This is a genomic window from Pseudorhodoplanes sp., assembly GCA_032027085.1.
Taxonomy (GTDB): domain Bacteria; phylum Pseudomonadota; class Alphaproteobacteria; order Rhizobiales; family Xanthobacteraceae; genus Pseudorhodoplanes.
Genome location: JAVSMS010000001.1, coordinates 877,609 through 900,521 on the forward strand (window position 1 = coordinate 877,609; position 22,913 = coordinate 900,521).

Here is a 22,913-nt window from a genome sequence, read left to right on the forward strand (position 1 = left end):
GCATCCTGTTAGAGGGCCGCCAGTCGCGTCAACGCGAAAGGAAGCGCGCCCGGGGATGGACGCGCGCCCTGTCCGATTTTACAGTTCGTAATAATCATCCGCCTTATTGGACAAATTGGTCGGCGTTCGTTGACTCTCGAGTCGAGATTGAACATCGAGCTCCGCGTGACGAGGCGCCTGCAACTCCTTTTCGGTAATACTGGAGCATCCGCTGAAATCTGGATCTCGATTCTCGTAGGTTTGTAACGCGCGCGGGTCGCCGCCGTGCTTCTTTCTCCTGTAGCCATTCGCTTTAAAGTATTTCCGGAGTGATTTCCAAGAGAGCCCTTTCGAAATCGAATGCGCCTTCAGAACGCTTATTTCTATATTCTTCCGTCCGGCAAACACATCTCTCACGTATCGGCCCACATCGCTGCTGGCCCGGCAAGGTCGGCTCTCGAGCCAGTTCACGAACTCTTTGCGAACGGTCATCGGGGTGCGGGCCCAGAGCTTGATCCCGCCCTGGTCCTTCCAAAATTTACGCAGCTGTCGAAAATCCGTTTCTAGTACGGATTTATCGTCTTCACTGCCGCCTTCGTCCCCTTTTTCGTAGGCTTCCTCCCTTTGCCCGTCGTCATCCGCCGACACCTCGTCGTCATCATCTTTACCGGCCCGATCTTTCTGCGCATCAGAGTCGGTGTCGTTGGATTCGCTACCTTCATCGTCCGAGGTAGTCGGGGCTTCGGCAGGCTGGAGCGGCGGGCTTTGAACCTCTGGGACTTCGGCAAGTTTCTTTAGAAGCTGGGCCAATTTTCGGTGCTGAGCTTCTGCACCCCCTGCAGAGGCGATAGCAAGCAAGGCGCTCTGGTTGTCATCAAGACCCGCGTCCTTGACCGCCGACTTCACGTCTGACGGCAAGCGAGCGATCTTGAAGGCACGCGCCAACATCTTCTTTCGGGTATCAACTGTGCGCCCATATGCTGGCAGCAGGCGCGCGGACTTAAGGAGATCACCCTCGGGACGACCCTTTTTCGGGACAGGTTGTCCCGAAAATAGCCCCTTGGCCTTCAGAACGGTTTTGGCCCAATCTGTCCAGTGCTCGGCCTTCTCCAAGGCGGTCAGTTTCTTCCGGAACAGAGATTCGGCGATCTGAAGCAGACGCGCCTCCTCGTCGCTACCTATAAAAAGCCGACATTCGATGCGCTTAACTCCGGCAAATTGTGCAGCAGCGAGAACGTCAGCGCCCCAGATCAGCGCGTATTTTCCCAAACCCACCGGACGCACAATTACGGGATGAATCTGGCCAGTTACGATGAACCCTTCGGCGATGGACGACACAACGTCCTCGTCCGTCATCGACTGCTCAGGACGAAGCCGAATCTTCTCGATCTTGACCCGAAAGTATTCAGCCTTTGGAATCGAAATCGCACCCTCTGCCAAAACCGTGTGCGATGGCGGTTGTCGTCGGCTGTTATACTTGGACCACTTTATCTTGCTACGCTTCTTACCATCCATGGCCGCCGCCCTCTTCCAATCCATTACCGCATTCACCAACATTCGATTCAGGCGGGCAAACGATCAGCCCGTGAAATCGATCAAGTCTCCTTTCAAGTGCGCAGTCGAGTTGGCAGGTCTCGAGGGCAAGGTAAGACCGCCTGTGCTGCATCACACCACTGCGTGCTGGGTGCTGCAAGCCGACGCCGACAAACGGCCGGCAGCAGGCTTCATGGGCATGCGCATCGAGCTCGGCGCCGATTCTGCCTAACTCTGCCCAGATCTTGGACGGCTGACTAAACAGATGCAGGCCGATGAGCTCGGTTCTCACTTCACCCAGCAAGTTCCGAAACTCCACGACATGCGCTGTTTCGTTGCTCACCACAGTTCGCGGGGTAGCCTGAAGATTATCCATCGATCGAGCCCCCGCACGGCTTGGCCAGTGGCCTTGTTTCGAGCCACTGCTCCAAATCTACGAGGAGAATCACAGTTCTCCGCTTAACTTTGCGCGCAATCAATCGACCTTCACGGATTTCTTCGCAAATCAGTGTTCGGCCAACGCCGGAAGTGGCCGCGGCCTCCTTTATTGACAGAGCAATTCGGCTTTTCTGCATGTTCGTCCTCATTAAGTGGCCCAATCCAATTTGGGCGCATGAGGACGATAGAGAGATTGCAGAGAAGTAGCGGGAAATACCGCCACCTTATTAGAACACGAAAATTCCCGGTTCTCTTTTTTTTAAACGAAGCAGCTCGCGAATGACCGCTGCAACCTCATCATTGTTATTTGCAATTCGGCGCAGACTTTCTGGCCCTTGGCCAACGGCCAACAAATAGATGAGCCACAACAACGTCTTGGATTCGATAGATCCAAACCTTCGCGTTGCCGATTGAATGCCTTTTGCTATCGTGGTGGCATCGCTAAATCGGCGACACTCCTTCGGCAGAGTCATTTGAAATGCTTCAATGAACTTAACAAACTTAGAGTGATCAGGATGCTTGTCGCCGCTAGACGCAGTTGCTCTCAAGCCGGATTCAATGAAGCTAGTCCTTACAATTGACACCCATACTTCCCATTGGTCTTTGACTCGGCTTGCTTTCGCCTGGTTGATCCCCAAGAGCATAAGGTTGCTGGATGCCAGTGCGGTCTCAAGCGAGTCTGCAAAGTAGCTGAATGCACGGTCCGGACCATTCCGACCAGTGCTGCCCCACTTGGACTGATTGAATTTCTTGCTAACAACTTCTGGAGTTATTTTTTTAGGCAGCTTTGGATCGAGCAGCACAATTCCCGAATGTTCGAACAAATTTTCGGTCGTCTTCTGCCAGGCTTTGACATGCTTGATAATTTCGCTCTTTCTTTTCGTGGACGTTCCAAGCAAAGCCAATCTGCCGAAGAAAATTGTAGCGAACGATATTTGATCTTTGACCAACTCAGGAATAGCGCAGTCGTAAACCTGTTCGAGGCGCGACCAATTCGGCTTGTACCATTGTTGGGGTGATGCGGCGGCTGCAAAGTCTGCACCAACGACTATCCGCCCTGCGCTCATGCAGCGATCATTCGAAAGAACTGAGGAAGGAAAGAATATTGTGCATGCAGGGTTTCCGTATAATTTCCGTACGTCCCACAAATGCCGAACGTTAGATGTCGTAAATCATTGAAATCATTGGCGCTCCCTAGGGGAATCGAACCCCTGTTTCAGCCTTGAGAGGGCCGCGTCCTAACCGCTAGACGAAGGGAGCGTGCGCCTTCAGATAGCCCCGAAGACCGCGCGAGGCAAGCTGGGGCGATCAGGGTTCGTTGACAAAGCGCAGCCGTCCGGCCGGCTGCAGGGTGCGGGCGTCGAAAGCGCGGATTTCGGTCGATCCCTGCACGTCGATGGTCACGACAATGCGCTCGCCGGCGGTGGCGGTTGCGATCACCTTGGCGCCTTTCGGCAGCATGGTAACGAGTTCGGCCGAGGTCGCGACACTTCCCTCGCTGCGGAAAATACGATAGCCGACAACGCCGATGACCACCGCGATGCCGATCAGGGTGGCGACACCCGACAGCATCGACATCCAGCGCACGCGCGCGACAAGGCGCTCCTGTTCCGGATTGAGAGGCTTTTCGTCATCGTTGGCAGGGCTGGTCATGAGCGTCACACAGGAGCAAATCGAAACGGTCGTCGTCGCCGACGCGGAAAGCGGCGATCGGCTCGACCGCCTGCTGGCCCAGCGCCTCGCGGCCCTGTCGCGCACGCGACTGAAAGCCCTGATCCTGGACGGTGCGGTCACGATCGGCGGCCGGACCATCCTTGATCCCGGCCATCGCGTCAATGCGGGAGAGAAAATCGAGGTTACCGTTCCGCCGCCGGAGGAGCCCGAGCCCAAACCGGAAAACATTCCACTCAATATTGTCTACGAAGATGACCAGCTCATTGTCATCGACAAGCCTTCGGGGCTGGTGGTGCATCCGGCGGCCGGCCACCCCACCGGGACATTGGTGAATGCCCTGATCGCCCATTGCGGCGACAGCCTGTCCGGCATCGGCGGGGTGAAGCGGCCGGGCATCGTGCATCGGCTCGACAAGGACACCACCGGCCTGATGGTGGTGGCCAAGACCGACCGGGCGCACCAGGCGCTAGCGGAACAATTCGCCGACCACGGCCGCACCGGGCCTTTGCAGCGGGGGTATTTCGCATTGGTCTGGGGCGCCCCCGAGCGGCCCAAGGGCACGATCGACGCCCCGATCGACCGCCACCCCCATGCCCGCGATAAAATGGCGGTCCGGCCGAGTGGACGTGAGGCCATTACCCATTGGCAGGTCGTTGAACGTTTTCCGGGCCTCGACAAAAAGTGGCTGGCGAGCCTGATTGAATGCCGGCTGGAAACCGGCCGCACCCATCAGATCCGGGTGCATCTGGCGCATCTCGGCCATCCGCTGATCGGCGATTCGACCTATGGTCCGGGTTTCCGGACCAAATCCGCGCTTCTCGCCCCGGCCGCCCGCGAGGCCCTGCAGGACCTTGGAAGACAGGCCCTGCATGCCTATCTCCTCGGATTCGAACATCCCATTTCAGGTGAGGAGCTGGTATTCCGCTCGGAACTCCCGGCTGACCTTGCCCGTTTGCGTAGTGCCCTGAGGGATCATGGCACCGCAACCCTTCCGACCGGGAAGAAGCGATAAACTGATATCCACCAAAGGCTTGGCCGGCAGCGGCCAGGTCACGACGAGGTGACAGGAAGTTAACTTTCTTTCGCCGCGTCCGTCCCATATGCTGCACCTGCGGCTGGGATTTCGCAGTCGCAACATGCGCCGTCCGCCACTGAGGGGTCGGCCCATTTGCCTGCCGAATGGTTCGGGGGCATGAAAAATGGAGGGCAAATATGGCCCGTGCTACGGCTCTGCCGATTGTGACCGCTGAAGGCGGTCTCGCCCGTTATATGGAAGAAATCCGCCGGTTCCCGATGCTGGAACCGCAGGAAGAATACATGCTGGCCAAACGCTGGCGCGAACACGATGACCGTGAAGCCGCGCACAAGCTGGTCACGAGCCATCTGCGTCTCGTCGCCAAGATCGCGATGGGTTACCGCGGGTATGGCCTGCCGATTTCCGAAGTCATTTCCGAAGGCAATGTCGGTCTGATGCAGGCCGTCAAACGCTTTGAGCCGGAAAAGGGCTTCCGCCTCGCCACCTACGCGATGTGGTGGATCAAGGCTTCGATCCAGGAATACATCCTGCGTTCGTGGTCGCTCGTGAAAATGGGCACCACCGCGAACCAGAAGAAGCTTTTCTTCAACCTGCGCAAGGCAAAGAGCAAGATTTCCGCGCTCGGCGACGGGGATTTGCGTCCCGAGCAGGTCGAAAGCATCGCCAAGCGCCTCGGCGTCACCGAAAAGGACGTCGTGGACATGAACCGGCGTCTGTCGGGCGATGCCTCGCTCAACGCGCCTATCCGCGACGACGGCGACAGCGGCGAATGGCAGGACTGGCTTGCGGATGAATCCGCCGGCCAGGAGGAAATCCTCGCCGAGAGCGAAGAGATGGACAACCGCCGCAAGGCGCTGTCGCATGCGCTGTCCGTCCTGAATGATCGCGAACGTCGCATCTTCGAGGCGCGTCGGCTCGCCGATGATCCGGTGACGCTGGAGGAACTCGCCGAGGAATTCGGCGTGTCGCGCGAGCGCGTGCGCCAGATCGAGGTGCGCGCTTTCGAGAAGGTGCAGAAGGCGGTGAAGAACAAGGTGGCGGCGATGGAAACACCGCCGGCCGCTGCCGAACGCGCACCGCTGCCGGTACACTGAGCGCAGCCCGCTTGTTGAATGCTGAAATCGCCGGGTGAAAGCCCGGCGATTGTGTTTGCATGCTTAATATACGCGGAGTCGTTCCCGCGATGACCACCACCGCTCTATATGGGCCTTCGTCTTCGCGGGGCGACAGCGGGAGAGATTCATTTTTCAAACAGCCAACGCTCCGCCGCCCGTATTGTTTGAGGCGCCGGGATCGCCTTATTCCCTTTGTCCCTCTCTCCAATGAGAGAGGGGGATGGTGCGCCGAGTGACGCAACCAAGTCCGTGTAGAGACGACCTCCTCTCGAAGGCCGCCGCGTCTCTCGACGCACCATCGCGGCGTCTTCACTGCAACGCCGGGCCGCGCTTTGTCCGGAGCCGCACTGTGCGGACGGACTCAGCCAGCTCCTGGCGGAGGCCCGTCAGTGGCCTCGGGCGGAGCCCCGACGTGGCCCGAGTGCCGGTTTGCGAGACCGACCCGCGGGCGCCACACCGGCCGAGGCCCGGAATTACCGGGCGCCGTCCAGGACGGCCGCGCGGCGCATCTCCGCCGCGCTCCGTCCTTCGTCCCGCCTGCACGACGCCTCGCGACAAGCGCCCCAAGCGAAGCCGGAAGTTCCGGCTTCGCCCTCTCAAGCTGCCGAACTCGCAAACATGCGAGTTCGGACGGACGAGGTTATTAGGAATATAATCCAGATTGCCGCGCCTGTCAAGGGCAATTTGGCCTCGGACGCGGCAGCCCGGCTCTGAGATTTCGGCTACCAGCCTTGCCGCGCTATAAGTCCCGCAACCGGGAGCGCGACTTGAGATTGCTAAAGCGGCTGAGTCTGGCGAGCATTGTCGCCATCGCATCGTCAAATGTCGCGCATGCGCGCGACCAAATCCGTGTCGTCGGCTCGTCCACCGTTTATCCGTTCACCACGACGGCGGCGGAGCAGTTTGGACGAAGCTCAACCTTCAAGACACCGGTTGTCGAAGCGACCGGCACGGGCGGCGGCATCAAGCTGTTTTGCGCTGGCCTCGGCGTCAATCGTCCGGACGCTACCAATGCATCGCGTCGCATGAAGCTGAGCGAGTTCAACGACTGCCAGGCCAAGGGCGTCAAGGACATCATCGAGCTCAATATCGGATTTGACGGGCTCACGCTGGTTCACGCAAAGAAAGCCCGGCCGCTCAGGCTGACACTGGCGCAATTGTTCCTGGCACTGGTCAAGGACGTGCTCAATGAAAACGAAGAACTCGTCGCCAATCCGCACATCTATTGGTCCGACATCGACAAATCCCTGCCATATACCAAGATTGAGATTTTCGGGCCTCCGCCGACATCCGGCACCCGCGACTCGCTGCATGAACTTCTGATGCAAAAGGGCGCCGAAGATGTGCCCGACTATGCCGCGCTGAAGAAGAACAATCCCAAAAAGTTTGAACGCATCTGGAAATCGATCCGCGAGGATGGCGCTTATGTCGAGGCCGGCGAAAACGACAATGCCATCGTCCAGAAGCTGGAAGGCAACCATGACGCCTTCGGGATTCTCGGTTACTCCTTTCTGGAGGAAAATGCCGCCAAGCTGCGGGGTGTCGCTTTCGACGGCGTCGCGCCGGACTACGATTCAATCACCAGTGGCAAATACAAGGGTGGCCGACGCATCTACGTCTATTTCAAGAAGGCGCATATCGGCGTCGTGCCGGGCATCGACAAGTTCATCCAGGAATATCTGTCAAACAAGGCTGTCGGCGAAGATGGCTATCTGACCAGAAAGGGTCTCATCCCGCTGCCGGCGCAAGAGCTTGCCGAAGCGCGGGCGGCAGCTTCGGACCTGACGCCGATGGAACCGCCGTCACAGTAGGCACTGCACGCGTTCATTTTGGAAGCCCGCGTTTTACAGGCGCTTCCAGCAATCGCAGCGCCTCGGTCGTGGAGCCCGCGCGCAAGATCACCAGACTCCTTCTGGCGCGATGCAAAAATTCCGGTTCAGAGGATCAGGAAGCGTCAGTTCACACTGACAAACTGACGCCGGACGATCACGAGCGATGTCACTGCTTCCAGGCCGCAAAGGCTTCCGCAAAGGCTTTCTCGCCCGGAGTGCCCTTCTCGATCGCCAGGATCGCGCGGCGATTGTTCGCATAGACGATCGGAATGTCGAACCAGGAGCGCTCCTTCAGAAGCTGGATGTTGCGCTGCAGATCCGACTCGACCGCCGACAGCCCGATCAGGAAGAAGCCGTTGGTGACTTTTACGGCGAGGCCGGCGAGCGGCGTGCCGCGCGTCTGCTCGGCCTGCTTCATCAGGATGCCGGGCACATTGGAAATGCTGCCCCCGGGGAAATCGGCCGGCAGATTGAACATCACCTCGGCCGTATGCGACGCCGGCAAGGTCTGGTCGGTGTTGCGGCGGATGGTGAGTGACATGGTCATCCGGCGCTCAGGAATTTCAACATCGGCGCGTACCGCGAGATCGGCGGGCTGGCCGGGGCCGGATGAGACATTTTCCGTGCGCCAGATCGCAGACCCGATGAAGCGCTTGCCCTGCGGATCGCTCGGCTCTTCTTCGTAAAGCACCACGCGCTGCGCGACGGCGGGAACGGCGGCCTGGTCCTTCTGCGCGCCCGGACCGATACGGTCGGAAATTTTCGGTTTGCCCTGCTGCTGCGGCGTTTCCTTCTGCGCCTGCTGCGGCGCGCCGCGCAGTGCCGAATAAAGTTCGGAGATGGTATCGCGCTGCCAATAGAAGAAGCCGAGCAAGCCGGCGACCAGCGCCACCGCGACCACCGCCTTGATCAGTCCACCATAATTGCGGGGGGCGCGCCGCAGTCGCGGCATAGTCTCGTCGGGCCCCCGCGGACCGCGGTTAAAGGGGAGCTCTTCAGGTTCCTGAATTTCCTCCAGGGATTCGACGAGCGGGGTGCCGCGGCGCTTGGGCCGCAACGCATCTGAATCGAGCCGCGGTGGCGCTTTCGTCTCCAGACGGTCGAAATCATGCGAGGCCGAAATCTCCGCAAACGGATCGCGCGGCGGCGTTCGCGGCGCCGACGACGCGGCGGGACGTGCCGGCGCCGCGGTGCCGGCCGATTCGCGGAAGCCTTTCATGGCTTCCTCAGTCAGCGAGGTACGCGGCGCGGACGGCTGAAGCGGTTTGCGTGCGGGCTGCTGCGCATTCTGTCCGGGCTGCGGTGCAGCCAAGGGCTTAGGCGGCGCGGCCGACGGCGTGTGGGCGGAATCGGGCCGCGGCGCAGCCGGGCGCGGCTCTGCTGTCGTTTGTTGCGGGCGAGGCGCCGCGGCCGGCTGCGGTACGGCGCCGGCGACCGATTCCTGACGGGCGCGACGCGCGGCTTCGGTCTCAACCTTGCGGATCGCCTCCTCAAGCGCCAGCCGTTCGCGGGTGATTTCGGCCTCGTCGAGCGGCGGATCGGTTCCCCGCAATTGTGCGACCAGCGCCGTGCGTGCGCGTTCATACAGCGCACGGCGGGCTTCGCCGGTGTTCTTCTCAAGACCGGCGACGGCACGGGCAACGAGGGGGTAATAATCTGCCATTCGTCTTAGCGTCTCACGCCTCGAACGGATTCTGAACCAGGATCGTGTCTTCGCGCTCCGGAGAAGTGGACAACAAGGCTACCGGACATCCGATCAATTCCTCGATCCGGCGCACATATTTGATGGCCTGGGCCGGCAGTTCGGCCCAGGAGCGCGCCCCAGCGGTGACATCTTGCCAGCCCTCGACGGTTTCATAAACAGGTTCCACGCGCGCCTGTGCATGCTCGCTGGCGGGCAGATAGTCGATCTCCCGACCGTCCAGGCGATAGCGGACGCAAACCTGAATTTCCTCAAAACCGTCGAGAATGTCGAGCTTGGTCAAGGCGATGCCGTTAATGCCGCTGGTGCGGACAGTTTGCCGCACCAGCACCGCGTCGAACCAGCCGCAGCGGCGCGGGCGGCCGGTTACCGTTCCGAATTCATTTCCGCGCTTGCCGATCTCCCGGCCGATGTCGTTGTCCTGCTCGGTCGGGAAGGGTCCCTCGCCGACGCGAGTGGTGTAGGCCTTGCAGATGCCGAGCACATAATCGATCGCGCCTGGCCCGAGACCCGATCCGGTCGCCGCCTGTGCGGCCACGGTATTCGACGACGTCACGTAAGGATATGTGCCGTGGTCGACATCCAGCAGCGCGCCCTGCGCACCCTCAAACAGGATGCGCTTGCCCTCGCGCCGCTTCTCGTCGAGCAACCACCAACTCGACGCGACATAAGGCAGAACGCGCGGAGCGAGATCCATCAGTTCCTTGTGCAGCGCTGCGCTGCTGATTTCCGGCAGATTGAGGCCGCGCCGCAGTGCATTGTGATGCGTGAGCAGGCGCTCGATCTTGTGCACGAGACTCTGCCCGTCGGCGAGATCCATGACGCGGATGGCGCGGCGGCCGACCTTGTCTTCATAAGCCGGGCCGATACCGCGCTTGGTGGTGCCGATGCGGGTAGAAGCGCTGGACGCTTCCTCGCGCAGCGCGTCGAGTTCGCGATGCAACGAAAGAATCAGCGAGGCATTTTCCGCAATGCGCAGATTGTCGGGCGTGACCGCGACGCCCTGCGCGGTCAGACGATCGATCTCGTCGACGAGTGCGCGCGGATCGATCACCACGCCGTTGCCGATCACCGACAGCTTGCCGCCGCGCACGACACCAGACGGCAAGAGCGACAGCTTGTAGGTTTTTCCATCGATCACCAGCGTGTGGCCGGCGTTATGCCCACCCTGGAAACGGACCACCACATCGGCCTGCTCCGAGAGCCAGTCGACAATCTTGCCTTTGCCTTCGTCGCCCCATTGCGAACCGACGACCACCACATTCGCCATCAGGCACCTTCCCTCGCAGGGCCGCTTCCCGGACCCTCAATCAACCACCGGGAAGCCCGGCCGAAGCGCGGGGCTTCCGCCCGGGGATAAAGGATGCCGGCTGTGGAGGCAAGGCGGAGCCGCCGCGAGCCCGAGACAAAGTGCTGGATTATCGAGGTTTTCGAGGCTGGGCCCGGCGCGGCTGTGGATGTTTTCACCGCCTTCGGCAAGGCCGCCATGCAGGCGCGCTCTGGTCCGGACGCGCTGTCTATAGCAAAGAACCAGCGTCCGGCGCATCGCCTTCCCTCCCCGGCTGGAGACATTCCCAGATGACCGACCTCTCCGGCCGGATCGGCGGCTGGCTCTATCAGCAGCCCTATCTCTTGCTCGCCATCACCTATTTCACGTGGGGGGTTAACCTCGTGATCGGGCGCTACGCCGTCGGTCACATTCCGCCGATGGCGCTGACCTGGCTGCGCTGGGGCCTCGCCTTCCTGATCGTGCTGCCCTTCGCCTGGCCGCATCTGAAGCGCGACTGGCCGGCGATCCGCTCCCGCCCAGTGTTGATGACGGCGCTGGCGGTGATCGGCACCACCGGATTCAACGCCATCGCCTATTGGGCTCTGCACTATACGCAATCGATCAACGCCATGCTGATCCAGGCCACTTCGCCGCTGATGGTGGCGCTGGTCGGCTTCGCGATTTTCCGCGACCGGCTGACAACGGCGCAGGCGCTCGGAATCCTCACCTCGTTCGTCGGCGTCGCCATCATCCTGTGCCGCGGCGATTTCGCTGTGCTGCGCGCCGTCGATTTCAATCGGGGCGACACCTGGTTTGTGGTGGCGATGACGCTCTTTGCCATCTACGCAGTGCTGCTGCGCAAACGGCCGAAGATGCATCCCGCCTCGTTCCTCGCCTTCACCATGGGATGGGGCACGCTCTGGCTGACGCCGGTGCTGCTCTGGGAGATGAGCAGCGGCGCGGTTCCCATATTCGACCTCAAGACTGTTTTTGTGCTCGCCTATTCAGCGGTGTTTCCCTCCGTCGTCGCCTATGTCTGCTACAACCGCGGAGTCGAGCTCGTTGGCTCCAATCGCGCCGCGGCGCTCTATCCGCTGATCGTGGTATTCGGATCGGTGGTAGCGATACCGATGCTTGGCGAAACGCCGCAGCTCTTCCATGCCATCGGCTATGTGCTGGTCTTCGCCGGCGTGATCGTGGCGACGCGCGGGCCGCGCGCCACGTAGATCGCCGGTCAGAACCGCAGCGGCTTGGCCTGTTTCACCTGCGGCAGCGCACGCACCTTGTCGAGCACATCCTCCGGCAGGTCGCCGTCGATCTCGATCAGCGCGACGGCGTTGCCGCCAGGCGCCTCGCGGCCGACGTGGAAGGTGGCGATGTTGATGCCGGCCTCGCCCAGGGTGCCGGAGAACTTGCCGATGAAGCCCGGCTTGTCGAGGTTGGTGATGTAGATCATCGACGGGCCGAACTCGGCGTCCATGCGAATGCCCTTGATGTTGACGATGCGCGGACGGCCGTCGGCGAACACCGTGCCCGACACATGGCGCGACTGGCGCTCGGTCACCACGGTGATGGTGATCAGGCTTTCATAGTCGCCCGCCATCTCGCGCCGGGTCTCTTCGATGATCATGCCGCGCTCCTTGGCAATCACCGGCGCCGACACGACGTTGACGTCGCCGAGCATCGGCCGCAGGAGGCCGGCGAGCGCCGCCGAGGTGAGCGCGCGCGTGTTCATCTGCGCGACGGCGCCCTCAAAAGCGATCTGCACCTTGGTGAGACCGGTTTCGGTGAGCTGGCCGGCGAACGAGCCGAGCTTTTCGGCGAGTTCGACGAACGGCTTGAGCTTCGGCGCTTCTTCCGCGCTGATCGAGGGGAAGTTGATGGCGTTGGTGATCGCGCCGGTCATCAGGTAGTCGGCCATCTGCTCGGCCACCTGCAGCGCGACGTTCTCCTGCGCTTCCGCGGTGGAGGCGCCGAGATGCGGCGTGCAGATGACGTTCGGATGACCGAACAACACGTTCTTGGTGGCCGGCTCTTCGACGAAAACGTCGAAGGCGGCGCCGGCGACATGTTTCGAATCGAGCGCTGCGCGCAGCGCGGCTTCATCGACAAGACCGCCGCGGGCGCAGTTGATGATGCGCACGCCCTTCTTGGTCTTGGCGAGCGCGTTGGCGTCGATAATGTTCCTGGTCTTGTCGGTGAGTGGCGTATGCAGGGTGATGAAGTCGGCACGCTTCAAGAGGTCGTCGAGATCGACCTTTTCGACCCCGATGTCACGCGCGCGCTCAGGCGACAGGAACGGATCGAAGGCGATGACCTTCATCTTCAGGCCGAGGCCGCGGTCGGCAACGATCGAGCCGATATTGCCGCAGCCGATCACGCCGAGCGTCTTGGCGGTGATTTCCACGCCCATGAAGCGGTTCTTTTCCCACTTGCCTGCCTGCGTCGAGGCGTCAGCCTGCGGAATCTCGCGCGCCAGCGCCAGCATCAGCGTGATCGCGTGCTCGGCGGTGGTGATCGAATTGCCGAAGGGCGTGTTCATCACGATGATGCCCTTGGCGGTCGCCGCCGGAATGTCGACATTGTCGACGCCGATGCCGGCGCGGCCGATCACCTTCAGGTTCTTCGCGTTGGCGAGAATCTTCGGCGTCACCTTGGTCGCAGAGCGGATCGCAAGGCCGTCATACTTGCCGATGATTTCGGCGAGCTTCTCCTTGTCCTTGCCGAGCGCCGGCTGGAAATCGACATCGATGCCGCGATCCTTGAAGATCTGCACGGCGGCGGGAGAGAGAGCGTCGGAAATGAGAACTTTGGGGGCGGTCATGACTTACGTCTCGGCTTTTGAGCTTGGTCGTTCCGGCCGGGTCATTTTTTGCGCAGGCTGCGTAAACTTGCCTGCGTGCGAGAGCCGGAATCCATAGCCTCAGAGTTAAGGGTTCTATTTGCGGTGCTGTGAGTGTGGGTCCCCGCTTTCGCGGGGACGACCGGCAAGCTAAGCGGCCTTTGCCAGCGACTCTTTCGCCTTAGCGTAGGCCCAGTCGAGCCACGGCAGCAGCGCTTCGACGTCGCGCGTCTCGACCGTTGCGCCGCACCAGATGCGAAGTCCCGGCAGCGCATCGCGATGATTGGCGAAGTCGTAGGCGACGCCCTCCTTCTCGACCAGAGCGACAATGTCCTTCACGAAGGTCCATTGCGCGTCGACCGACAGGGCCGTGACCGTGGGGTCGACGATCTTCAGGCAGACCGAGGTGTTGGAGCGCGTCGCAGGATTGGTTGCGAGATTCTCGATCCACGACGTTCGCGTGACCCAGTCGGCGATCGTTTTCGTATTGGCATCCGCGCGCGCGATCAGCGCCTTCAGGCCGCCGACCGACTTCGCCCAGCTGAGCGTGTCGAGATAATCCTCCACGCACAGCATCGAGGGCGTGTTGATCGTCTCGCCGACGAAGATGCCCTCGTTCAGCTTGCCGCCCTTGGTCATGCGGAAGATTTTCGGCAGCGGCCAGGCCGGCTTGTGGCTTTCCAGCCGTTCGACGGCGCGTGGCGAAAGAATGAGCATGCCGTGCGCCGCTTCGCCGCCGAGCGCCTTCTGCCAGGAGAAGGTCACCACATCGAGCTTGGCGAAATCGAGCGGCTGCGCGAACGCGGCCGAGGTGGCGTCGCAGATGGTCAGGCCCTTGCGGTCGGCGCGGATCCAGTCGGCGTTCGGCACGCGCACGCCGGAGGTGGTGCCGTTCCAGGTGAAGACGATGTCGGTGTCGGAATCGACTTTCGACAGATCGGGAATTTCGCCGTACGGCGCCTTCAGCACCGTCACGTCTTTCAGCTTCAATTGTTTCTCGACGTCGGTCACCCATCCTTCGCCGAAGGATTCCCAGGCGAGCATGGTGACGGGACGCGCGCCCAGGAGCGACCACATCGCCATTTCGACGGCGCCGGTGTCGGAGGCAGGCACGATGCCGATGCGGCAATCCGCCGGCACTTGCAGGATTTCGCGGGTGAGATCGATGGCGCGCTTGAGCTTCGCCTTGCCGGGTTTCGACCGGTGCGAACGTCCGAGCAGCGCATCTGTGAGAGCTTGCAGACTCCAGCCGGGGCGCTTGGCGCAGGGGCCGGAGGAGAAGTGCGGGGTCACCGGCCGTAGACCGGGCATCTTTGCTGTCATGTCATCCATCCTTCCAGATGGGCGCCCCTCGTTGGGGAGGGGTGTCCCGCGATCCGGATTAAGGAAGGAGATGGCGGACGTCAAGGATATCCGGCAGGAATCGTAGCGATCCAAAGTCTAATAATATTTCAGTCGTCCCGGCCGAGGAGCGTTAGCTCCGAGAGCCGGGACCCATAACCTCGGCCTGTGTAACGGTCGCGCGGGCATGGGTCCCCGCTTGCGCGGGGACGACCCGGCTTGGGATGCACTGCCAGCAATCAATCGAGATTGTAGCGCAACCCGATGCGGAATTCGTGCGCGGTGATGTCTCTGACCGTGAGCTGATTGCCGGCGGCGTTCACCGCTGTCACCGCGTCGCCCAGATCGAGATAGCGATAGCTCGCGTCGGCCAGCAGATTGACGCCGATGCGGTAGCTCATGCCGGCGATGGCCGCCCAGGCGAAATTCCATTTGTCGATCTTATTGCCCGGAATCAACACGCCGTCCTGATAGAATTCCACGGTCCGCATGTATCCGGCGCCGGCGCCGATGCCGACATAGGGCGTGAAGCCCCACCAGGTGCCAAGATCCGCATAGAGATTCGCGAGCGTGGTCACCATTTCAATCTTGGTGGCGAAAGTGCCTGCCGGCACGCTGGCGACATCGGCGTTGAACTTTGCCCTGCCGCTGTAGTCGACCGTCAGGTCAGCGCGGAACCAGCCGGCCTTGTAGCCGCCGCCACCACCGAACACTGCGGTGTCGTCAATCGAGGTGGCAGTGATCGGATCGGCGAAGAGCGTGCTGGCACCGTCGACGCTGTTCAGGCGATAGCCGATGTCGCCGCGGATGTACCAGCCGGACGCAAATTCCTGCACGACGACCGGTTGCGCGGGCGCAAAGATCGGCTCCGGCGCATCGGCGGCCTGGGCGGGCGCGGCGAGGATGGAGGCCGCGGCCCCGGCGATTGCAAAGATGCTCGAACGACTCATGACCTGTCCTTCCCCAGACGCCACCAGAAACAAATCCGGAAAAGACAATGCACGAGAGAGGTTAAGCCGCGCTTAACCATGTATTTTCACGAAGTTAATCGCGCGCGTAACCCTAACGCGGGTTAAGGAATGTGAATGCCTCGTGCTGTGTCATCGCCGGTGAAAGCGGGCGATCGAGCAAACACCAGCGTCTGCGATTACTGGTGCCCCGCTCGCGGGGCATGACACCAAGCGATCACCGCTGTGGCGCGAGCCGCATGTCGGGCTTGAGACGAAACACGTCGGGGCGCTCGAACAGGAAACGCAGACGCGTGTTGCGGACCAGCGGTTCGATCATAAGCGGAACGACGACCGCGACGATGGTGACGATCAGCGACATTGTCCCCGCATCGGCGATGATACCGCTGCGCACCAGGCTTTCGCGCGCCAGCGCCATCGGCAGGAAGAAGGCGAGATAGATGATCAGCGAGTTCTGCCCGCACCAGCGCAGCGGCGGACAAAGATCGCGTCGCGCGAGCAAGGCCGCGGCGGCGATCAGCGCGGCGGCGCCGACCAGGCCAAGCGCCAGCGATACCAACGGAAGCTCCGCCCAGCCGCGCGCCACCAGAACGCCATTGAGGGCGCCCCAGGCCAATAGTCCGATCAGCGCCAACGGCGCGCGCGGCGTGACCTCATCCGAGAACGTGAACACCGCGCGCGCGAACAGATAGCCCGAATAGAAATAGACGAAGCGCGATGCGAATTCGTCAATGACGATGGCGCCGGTGTCGACATGTGCCATTTCCAGCGCCGCGGCGACCAGCCACACCAGCAGCGGCGGCAACGGACGGGTCAGCTTGGTGACGACGAAGAAGATGGGCAGGAGATAGATGAACCACAGCGTTCCGAACGGCTGCACGAAGGCTTCGAGATAGGTCCAGCTCGCCGCGCCAATTCCCTGCCCGTGCGCCATGCCGGGGAACTTGAAGGCGAACTGGATGGTCAGCCACAGCGCGTAGAAATAGACGAAATGCAGGACCTTGCGATCGAGATAGCTGCGCCAGTCGCTGTCGATGCCGCGCGACAGGAACAGACCCGCAATCAGAAAGAAGGAGGGAATACGGAACGGCTTGGCGAATGCGACGACCGCGTGCAGCCAGCCCTCATGGCCGACCGCAGCCTCAAGGCCGAGCACCGAATGCATCATCACGACAAGGATGATACAAAAGCCCTTGCCGTAATCGACAAAGGCGATGCGTGAGGCCGCTTCCTTGGCCCGTTCTCGTGTCACCGCTGGTCCCTATGCGCCACCTTGCCCGGGTCGCGCTCATGCAGCCCAAGATCGCGCGGCGATTGCGTCATCGCTAGGGCTCGACTTTGGAAACCCTGCATTAGCGTTAACGCCGGCTCCTCAACGACAACGGCGCGGAAGGTTCCGCGCCGTCGCCAATGTCCATCCGCTGCTCAACAACCGGCCGCGTCAGCCGCGCCGCATCAGCGGCGGCTGTTGCTGATATTGCCAGTTCGGCGGCGGTGGCGCGTATTGCGGCTGCGGGGCCGGCGCTGGCGTATATTGCGGCTGATAGAGCGGCTGCGGCTGCGCATAAACCGGCGCAGGCGGCGGCGCGGTGACTACCTGCGGCGGTGCCGTGATCACCTGCTGCGGCATGGTGATCACTTGCTGCTGCGGCTGCGCGTAAACTGGCGCCGGCGGCGGCGTAAAGACCGCAGGCCTGACGCCGGGCGTTGAGTCCTGCAGGTTCCAGCGCACGCCGAATTTCAGATCGTGCGAGGTGATGTCTTTGATGGTGAACACCTGATTGCTGGTCGAGCCATCTAGGTTGTAGGCGATCCCGGTCTCGCCATCGCCCATGTTGAGATAGCGGTAGGCCAGTTCGACGGTGAAGTTTGGATTAACCTTGTAGGCGAGACCCGCATGCACGGCCCAAGCAAAATTAGTGACAGAACCTGAATCAGCATAACCACCACCGCCAGTGAGGACGTTGTTGTCGTAGAAATGATCGATGGTGATATTGGCAAAGCCGACGCCAGCACCAATGAATGGCGTTATGCACCACCATGTGCCGAGATCAAGATAAGCATTGGCAAGAAACAGCCATTCCCGCTTCGTGCCTCGATAATCATCCGACCCAAATGCGCCATCGTTATACCGCGCCAAAGCATGAAAATTGGCTTTGCCACGATATTCCCCGGTCAGATCGAAACGCAGCCAGTCGTTGTATTGGTAGCCGATACCAAGTCCAAAAAAAGGAGCGGAATCGACACCACCCTCGTCCAGCCAAGTGAACCCTGGCGCGGTCGCATTACGAAAATAATCAATGCCTTTGATCTTCTGATTGCTCATCCCGATATCGCCGCGCAGATACCAGCCGCCGAAATCCTGCACCGGAACGGGCACCGGCACCTGCTGGTAGATCACCTGCTGCGGAGGCGGCGGCGACGGATAGTCGGCCGCATAGGCCTGGCTGCCGCACAAGGCGGCGACGGCGATACCTGTCAGAAGACGCTGTTTGACGCTGCTCATCACATATCCCTTCCCGTCCATCCGGGACTCTGTCGTGAGCAAACGATGCCAGCGAAACGTTAAACGCCGCTTAACCGTATTTTTTAACGACGTTCTTTAACCGTGTTTGGTCCTGCGCCCGCGCACAGGGGGCGATTTGCGCACCGAGGCACCGCATGTGTTAACGCGCGGCAAGAATGGTTAACGGCGTCACTGTCCTCCCGGACGGCGCGCAGATTCGCTATCCGGGATCGTGTGCAACGGACTCATTCGGCTTTCGGTCCCGCTCTTTCGCTGCGCAAAAGGTCGGGATGACGAAACATCAGATTCAAGAAATGCAAGCGGCCGCCTCCTGGCGGAGACGGCCGCGGAAAAACAGAACCGCACAGCCGCGGTCAGTCTTCGAGTTCGCCGATGTGATGCTGCGAGTAAAGCTCGACGCCGAGCTTGGCGACAAGATCGAGCTGCGTCTCGAGGAAGTCGATGTGGCCTTCCTCATCCTTCATCAGTTCCTCGAACAGATCGCGCGAGACGTAATCCTTCACGCTGTGGCAATAGGTCGCCGCCTCCTGATAGAGGTTGCGCGCGTCATGCTCCGCGGCGAGATCGCATTCCAGGATTTCCTTCACCGACTGGCCGATGCGCAGCGGATCCAGCACCTGCAGGTTGGGAAAGCCGTCGAGGAAGATGATGCGCTCGACGAACTTGTCGGCGTGCTTCATCTCGTCGATGGATTCCTCGCGCCATTTCTTGGCGAGGTCCTTCAGGCCCCAATTGTCCAGCATCCGGTAATGCAGCCAGTACTGATTGATGGCCGTCAATTCGCTGCGAAGCCCGCGGTTGAGAAATTCAATGACCCTGGCGTCGCCTTGCATGCCCATTCTCCGCAAAATTTTTAGGTACGAAAACGATTTAGAGTTTTTCTAAACAGGAAAAAGGGGCAGGACAAGGGCTGCGCCGGCAGGATCGCAAAAAAGTGGATATCAGGACCGGTCGGGAGCGCGGGCCGGTAACAAATTGCCAGTATGCGGGCAGATAGCGCAGCCGGCGGCGCAAGCGCCCAGGGCCTCGTCCATGACTTTCTTGATGGTGCGGGCGCAGCGTCCGCACTGTGCGCTGCAGCCGAGGCACCCATAGACCTGACTGGCCGTCCGCGGCGGAACCTCCGCCATGCAGGCGCGGCGCACATCGCCGTCAGACAGGACATTGCAGGAGCAGACGATCATCGCGAGCCCGGCAGCAATTGGTAGCCAATAGCAACTACCGTTACAGGGCCTGCTTGCCTTGCGCAAAATCAAAAAGCCGAACTTATACGTAATCTAATCTGTAGATTGTATCGGCTCTAATGTAGGCGGGGTTTGGCGCAAAGCGCCGTAACGCGCGATCGGTCGCAAGGCTGCAATCGGTTCCATCGCATTGATCTGGCGGATTACGCGGCGGAGCCTGCGCCGGGATGGCGCGAAGCGCCGATCCGGGTGTCGCTAACCCGCCAAATCCACACCCTCAAATGCGAAGAGAGTTCTACTACGCCGCCGCCTGGTTCAGCGCATCCACAATCTCGTCGACGATTTCCTCCACCAGCATCTGGTCGTCGCCCTCGCCCATGACCCGGATGACCGGCTCGGTACCGGAGGGGCGGATCACCAGACGCCCGTTGCCGTTCAGCCGCGCACTGGCGCCGCTAATCACGGTCTTGACCTTGGCATCCTCCAGCGGCTTGCCCTTCTTGTAGCGCACATTCTTCAGCACCTGCGGCAGCGGCTCGAATTTATGGCAGACCTCCGACACCGGCCGGTTCCGCCGCTTCACCACCGCGAGCACCTGCAGCGCCGCCACCAGGCCATCGCCGGTCGTGGTGTAATCGGACAGGATAATGTGCCCGGACTGTTCGCCGCCGACATTGAAGCCATGTTCGCGCATATGCTCCAGCACATAGCGGTCGCCGACCGGCGTGCGCACCAGCGTGAGGCCGATCGAGGCGAGATGCCGCTCGAGCCCGAGATTGGACATGATGGTGGCGACGATGCCAGCTTTGGCGAGGCGGCCGTCTTCCTTCCAGCTTTCGGCGATCACCGCCATCAATTGATCGCCATCGACCACACGGCCGCGCTCGTCGATGATCAGCACACGATCGGCGTCGCCATCGAGCGCGATGCCGACATCGGCGCGCAACTCACGCACCTTGGCGCAGAGCGCCAGGGGTTCGGTGGAGCCGCATTCCTTGTTAATGTTGAAGCCGTCGGGATCGACGCCGAGCGGAATGACCTCCGCACCCAGCTCCCAGAGCGCCTCCGGCGCCACGCGATAGCCTGCGCCGTTCGCGCAATCCACGACGACACGCAAGCCGTCAAGCGACAGATCACGCGGCAAGGTGCGCTTGGCGAATTCGATATAGCGGTCCTGCACGCCGTCGATGCGCTTGGCGCGACCGAGATCGCCGGACTTGGCGAGCTTCTTCCCCACGTCGGCCTCGAGCCATCGCTCGATCTCGCGTTCGACCTCGTCCGACAATTTGTAGCCATCCGGACCGAACAGCTTGATGCCGTTATCGTCGTAAGGATTGTGCGAGGCGGAAATCATGACGCCGAGATCGGCGCGCATGGACCGCGTCAGCATGGCCACCGCCGGCGTCGGCATCGGGCCGAGCAGCAGCACGTCCATGCCAACGGAGGTGAAGCCCGCGACGAGCGCGGTTTCGATCATATATCCGGAGAGGCGGGTATCCTTGCCTATCACCACCCGGTGGCGGTGGTCGCCGCGCAGGAAAACAAGCCCGGCCGCCTGTCCGACCTTCAGCGCCAGTTCCGGCGTGATCGCGGAGTTGGCGCGGCCACGAATACCATCCGTCCCGAAATACTTGCGACCCATTGAAGATGACCCCCTCGCCCGAGGCGCGGAATATAGGGGCATCATAGCGCAGAAGGCTTCAAAAAATGTGAGCTTCCGTTGCAGGGCGGAAGCAATTGTTACTTATAATGAATTCGGCACGGCCCCCCGTCCTTGGCCCCCGCGCCTCAGGCCTTCTTCTTCCCGTCCTTGTCAGGTACCGATTTTGGCGGCTGGGTGAGATTGACGGGGTCCGACGCAGGGAAGGTTTCTTCCAGGCCCTCATCCAGAGCCCGATCCAGCCGCTTCTTTTCCTTCACCTCGGCCTCCGACTTTTGCTTCCGTCCATTAGACGTGTCCGATTCCATCCGAGCCTCCGTTTCAGCCGTCTTGCCAAATCCGCTGTAATCGAGATCAATCGTTTTCAACGCCCATAACCGGTAAGCTGTTCCAGCGCCTATCCGGACAAGAAGCCCCGCCAGTCGAGGCAACCTTCGAGAGCACGACGTTTCATGACCCCATTCACCTGCATTTCCGACCTGCGAGACCAAGCCAAGCGACGGGTGCCCCGCGCCTTCTTCGAATATGCCATCAGCGGCTCCTATAACGAGGAGACCTTGCGCGCGAACCGCGCCGACCTCGAGGCCATCAAGCTGCGCCAGCGCATCCTGATCGATGTCGACAAGCGCGATCCGTCAACGACGATTGTCGGCCAGAAGGTGTCGCTGCCGATCGCGCTGGCGCCGGTCGGCCTTCTCGGCATGCAGCATGGCGACGGCGAAATTCTTGCGGCGAAAGCGGCGAATGAGGCGGGCGTGCCTTTTTGTCTTTCCACCATGTCGGTTTGTTCGATCGAGCAGGTGGCGGAGGCGACCGGCAAGCCGTTCTGGTTCCAGGTCTACGTGATCCGCGACCGCGCCTTCATCGAAGATCTGATCAACCGCGCGAAAGCGGCAAAATGCTCGGCGCTGGTGCTGACGCTCGATCTACAGATTCTCGGACAGCGTCACCGGGACGTGAAGAACGGCCTTACCGTTCCGCCGGAAATCAAGCTGTCGAATATCATCGACATCGTGACCAAGCCGCAATGGCTCTGGAGCATGGCGCACAGCCGCAGCAAGACCTTCGGCAATCTCGCCGGCCACGTCAAAGGCATGGAGAATGTCAATTCGCTGGCGGAATGGACCGCCAGCCAGTTCGACCCGACGCTGAGCTGGAAGGACGTCGCCTGGATCAGGAAGCTGTGGCCGGGCAAATTGATCCTCAAGGGCATCATGGACGTGGACGATGCGAAGCTCGCCGCCAAGTCCGGCGCCGACGCGCTCGTCGTCTCTAATCACGGCGGACGCCAGCTCGACGGCGCGGCCTCGTCGATCTCGATGCTGCCGCAGATCGCCGACGCGGTCGGCAAGGACATCGAAGTGCTGTTCGACGGCGGCGTGCGCTCGGGTCAGGACATCATGCGAGCGCTCGCGCTCGGCGCCAAAGGCTGCTTCATCGGCCGCGCCTATGTCTACGGGCTCGGCGCCGCCGGACAGGCGGGCGTGACCAAGGCCATCGACATCCTGCGCAAGGAGCTCGACGTGACCATGGCGCTGTGCGGAGTCAGCAAGGTGAGCGAGATCGGGCCGCAAGTGCTGGTGGGCGGGCCTAGTGCCGTGACCGAGACCGCGAAGAAGTCAACGCCGCGGGCCAGAGCGAAACAGACCAAGGAGCCGGCCAAGGCGGAAGGCTAGAACATTCAATCAGATTATCTCATCGCTCCGTTCATCCCGCGTAGAGCGGGACCAGGGCCAAGTCGTACCAGGTTCCCGCTTGCGCGGGACCGAACGGGGTTCGTGGCAACCGGCAGCAAGCGCTTTACAAAACTTT

Annotated in this window: 20 protein-coding genes and 1 tRNA gene; 5 read left to right on the forward strand and 16 right to left on the reverse strand. The window is 61.3% G+C overall.

The genetic code is table 11. From position 1 onward, the window contains the following. Positions 1-78: 78 nt before the first annotated feature. The 5 genes from RO009_04200 to RO009_04220 all read right to left on the reverse strand — a co-directional run bounded on the left by RO009_04200 (position 79) and on the right by RO009_04220 (position 3,603). On the reverse strand, positions 79-1,494 hold the full coding sequence (locus tag RO009_04200; protein MDT3684229.1) for a ParB N-terminal domain-containing protein: 1,416 nt from the start codon (positions 1,492-1,494) through the stop codon (positions 79-81). After that, a complete protein-coding gene (locus RO009_04205; protein MDT3684230.1) occupies positions 1,484-1,888 on the reverse strand; it encodes a hypothetical protein in 405 nt (134 codons plus the stop codon). The genes RO009_04200 and RO009_04205 overlap by 11 nt, the downstream gene beginning before the upstream one ends. Before the next feature lie 289 nt (positions 1,889-2,177). Further along, a complete protein-coding gene (locus RO009_04210; protein MDT3684231.1) occupies positions 2,178-3,017 on the reverse strand; it encodes a hypothetical protein in 840 nt (279 codons plus the stop codon). Positions 3,018-3,135: 118 nt separating this feature from the next. Then, positions 3,136-3,210 (reverse strand) — tRNA-Glu (locus RO009_04215). 48 nt (positions 3,211-3,258) lie between these two features. Further along, on the reverse strand, positions 3,259-3,603 hold the full coding sequence (locus tag RO009_04220) for a hypothetical protein (protein ID MDT3684232.1): 345 nt from the start codon (positions 3,601-3,603) through the stop codon (positions 3,259-3,261). Here RO009_04220 and RO009_04225 point away from each other — a divergent pair. From RO009_04225 to RO009_04235, 3 genes are all read left to right on the forward strand, one after another. Then, the gene (locus RO009_04225) at positions 3,602-4,636 is read left to right on the forward strand and encodes an RluA family pseudouridine synthase (GenBank protein ID MDT3684233.1); all 1,035 of its coding nucleotides are present in this window, start codon (positions 3,602-3,604) and stop codon (positions 4,634-4,636) included. The two genes, RO009_04220 and RO009_04225, sit on opposite strands and share 2 nt — an antisense overlap. A 200-nt stretch (positions 4,637-4,836) precedes the next feature. Then, the gene (gene rpoH / locus RO009_04230) at positions 4,837-5,754 is read left to right on the forward strand and encodes an RNA polymerase sigma factor RpoH (protein MDT3684234.1); all 918 of its coding nucleotides are present in this window, start codon (positions 4,837-4,839) and stop codon (positions 5,752-5,754) included. Positions 5,755-6,542: 788 nt separating this feature from the next. After that, positions 6,543-7,586 carry a substrate-binding domain-containing protein gene (locus tag RO009_04235; GenBank protein MDT3684235.1) on the forward strand — a complete coding sequence of 348 codons (1,044 nt, stop codon included), beginning with the start codon at positions 6,543-6,545 and terminating at the stop codon, positions 7,584-7,586. Between the two features lie 187 nt (positions 7,587-7,773). On the opposite strand, the gene RO009_04240 is transcribed toward RO009_04235, so the two are convergent. Further along, complete coding sequence (locus RO009_04240; GenBank protein ID MDT3684236.1) at positions 7,774-9,270, reverse strand: hypothetical protein; 1,497 nt, start codon at positions 9,268-9,270, stop codon at positions 7,774-7,776. Positions 9,271-9,283: 13 nt separating this feature from the next. Beyond that, on the reverse strand, positions 9,284-10,579 hold the full coding sequence (locus RO009_04245) for an adenylosuccinate synthase (protein ID MDT3684237.1): 1,296 nt from the start codon (positions 10,577-10,579) through the stop codon (positions 9,284-9,286). Positions 10,580-10,887: 308 nt separating this feature from the next. Here RO009_04245 and RO009_04250 point away from each other — a divergent pair, with 308 nt between their 5' ends. Next, a complete protein-coding gene (locus tag RO009_04250; protein ID MDT3684238.1) occupies positions 10,888-11,805 on the forward strand; it encodes a DMT family transporter in 918 nt (305 codons plus the stop codon). 8 nt (positions 11,806-11,813) lie between these two features. Here RO009_04250 and serA read toward each other — a convergent pair whose 3' ends face one another. The 9 genes from serA to RO009_04295 form a co-directional block, all read right to left on the reverse strand. Continuing rightward, the gene (serA, locus tag RO009_04255; protein MDT3684239.1) at positions 11,814-13,403 is read right to left on the reverse strand and encodes a phosphoglycerate dehydrogenase; all 1,590 of its coding nucleotides are present in this window, start codon (positions 13,401-13,403) and stop codon (positions 11,814-11,816) included. Positions 13,404-13,571: 168 nt separating this feature from the next. Beyond that, a complete protein-coding gene (locus RO009_04260; protein ID MDT3684240.1) occupies positions 13,572-14,744 on the reverse strand; it encodes a phosphoserine transaminase in 1,173 nt (390 codons plus the stop codon). A 257-nt stretch (positions 14,745-15,001) separates the two neighbouring features. Further along, entirely contained in the window at positions 15,002-15,712 is a 711-nt protein-coding gene (locus tag RO009_04265; GenBank protein ID MDT3684241.1) for an outer membrane beta-barrel protein, read from the reverse strand. A 235-nt stretch (positions 15,713-15,947) separates the two neighbouring features. Continuing rightward, complete coding sequence (locus RO009_04270; GenBank protein ID MDT3684242.1) at positions 15,948-16,982, reverse strand: acyltransferase family protein; 1,035 nt, start codon at positions 16,980-16,982, stop codon at positions 15,948-15,950. Between the two features lie 189 nt (positions 16,983-17,171). Beyond that, positions 17,172-18,257, reverse strand: a complete 1,086-nt coding sequence (locus tag RO009_04275; protein MDT3684243.1) for an outer membrane beta-barrel protein — start codon at positions 18,255-18,257, stop codon at positions 17,172-17,174. A 353-nt stretch (positions 18,258-18,610) separates the two neighbouring features. Next, positions 18,611-19,090, reverse strand: a complete 480-nt coding sequence (gene bfr / locus RO009_04280) for a bacterioferritin (protein ID MDT3684244.1) — start codon at positions 19,088-19,090, stop codon at positions 18,611-18,613. A 108-nt stretch (positions 19,091-19,198) separates the two neighbouring features. After that, entirely contained in the window at positions 19,199-19,441 is a 243-nt protein-coding gene (locus RO009_04285) for a (2Fe-2S)-binding protein (protein MDT3684245.1), read from the reverse strand. Between the two features lie 298 nt (positions 19,442-19,739). Continuing rightward, on the reverse strand, positions 19,740-21,083 hold the full coding sequence (gene glmM / locus RO009_04290) for a phosphoglucosamine mutase (GenBank protein ID MDT3684246.1): 1,344 nt from the start codon (positions 21,081-21,083) through the stop codon (positions 19,740-19,742). Between the two features lie 146 nt (positions 21,084-21,229). After that, the gene (locus RO009_04295) at positions 21,230-21,409 is read right to left on the reverse strand and encodes a hypothetical protein (GenBank protein MDT3684247.1); all 180 of its coding nucleotides are present in this window, start codon (positions 21,407-21,409) and stop codon (positions 21,230-21,232) included. A 144-nt stretch (positions 21,410-21,553) separates the two neighbouring features. Here RO009_04295 and RO009_04300 point away from each other — a divergent pair, with 144 nt between their 5' ends. Then, positions 21,554-22,777, forward strand: a complete 1,224-nt coding sequence (locus tag RO009_04300; protein ID MDT3684248.1) for an alpha-hydroxy acid oxidase — start codon at positions 21,554-21,556, stop codon at positions 22,775-22,777. The last annotated feature ends 136 nt before the right edge of the window (positions 22,778-22,913 follow it).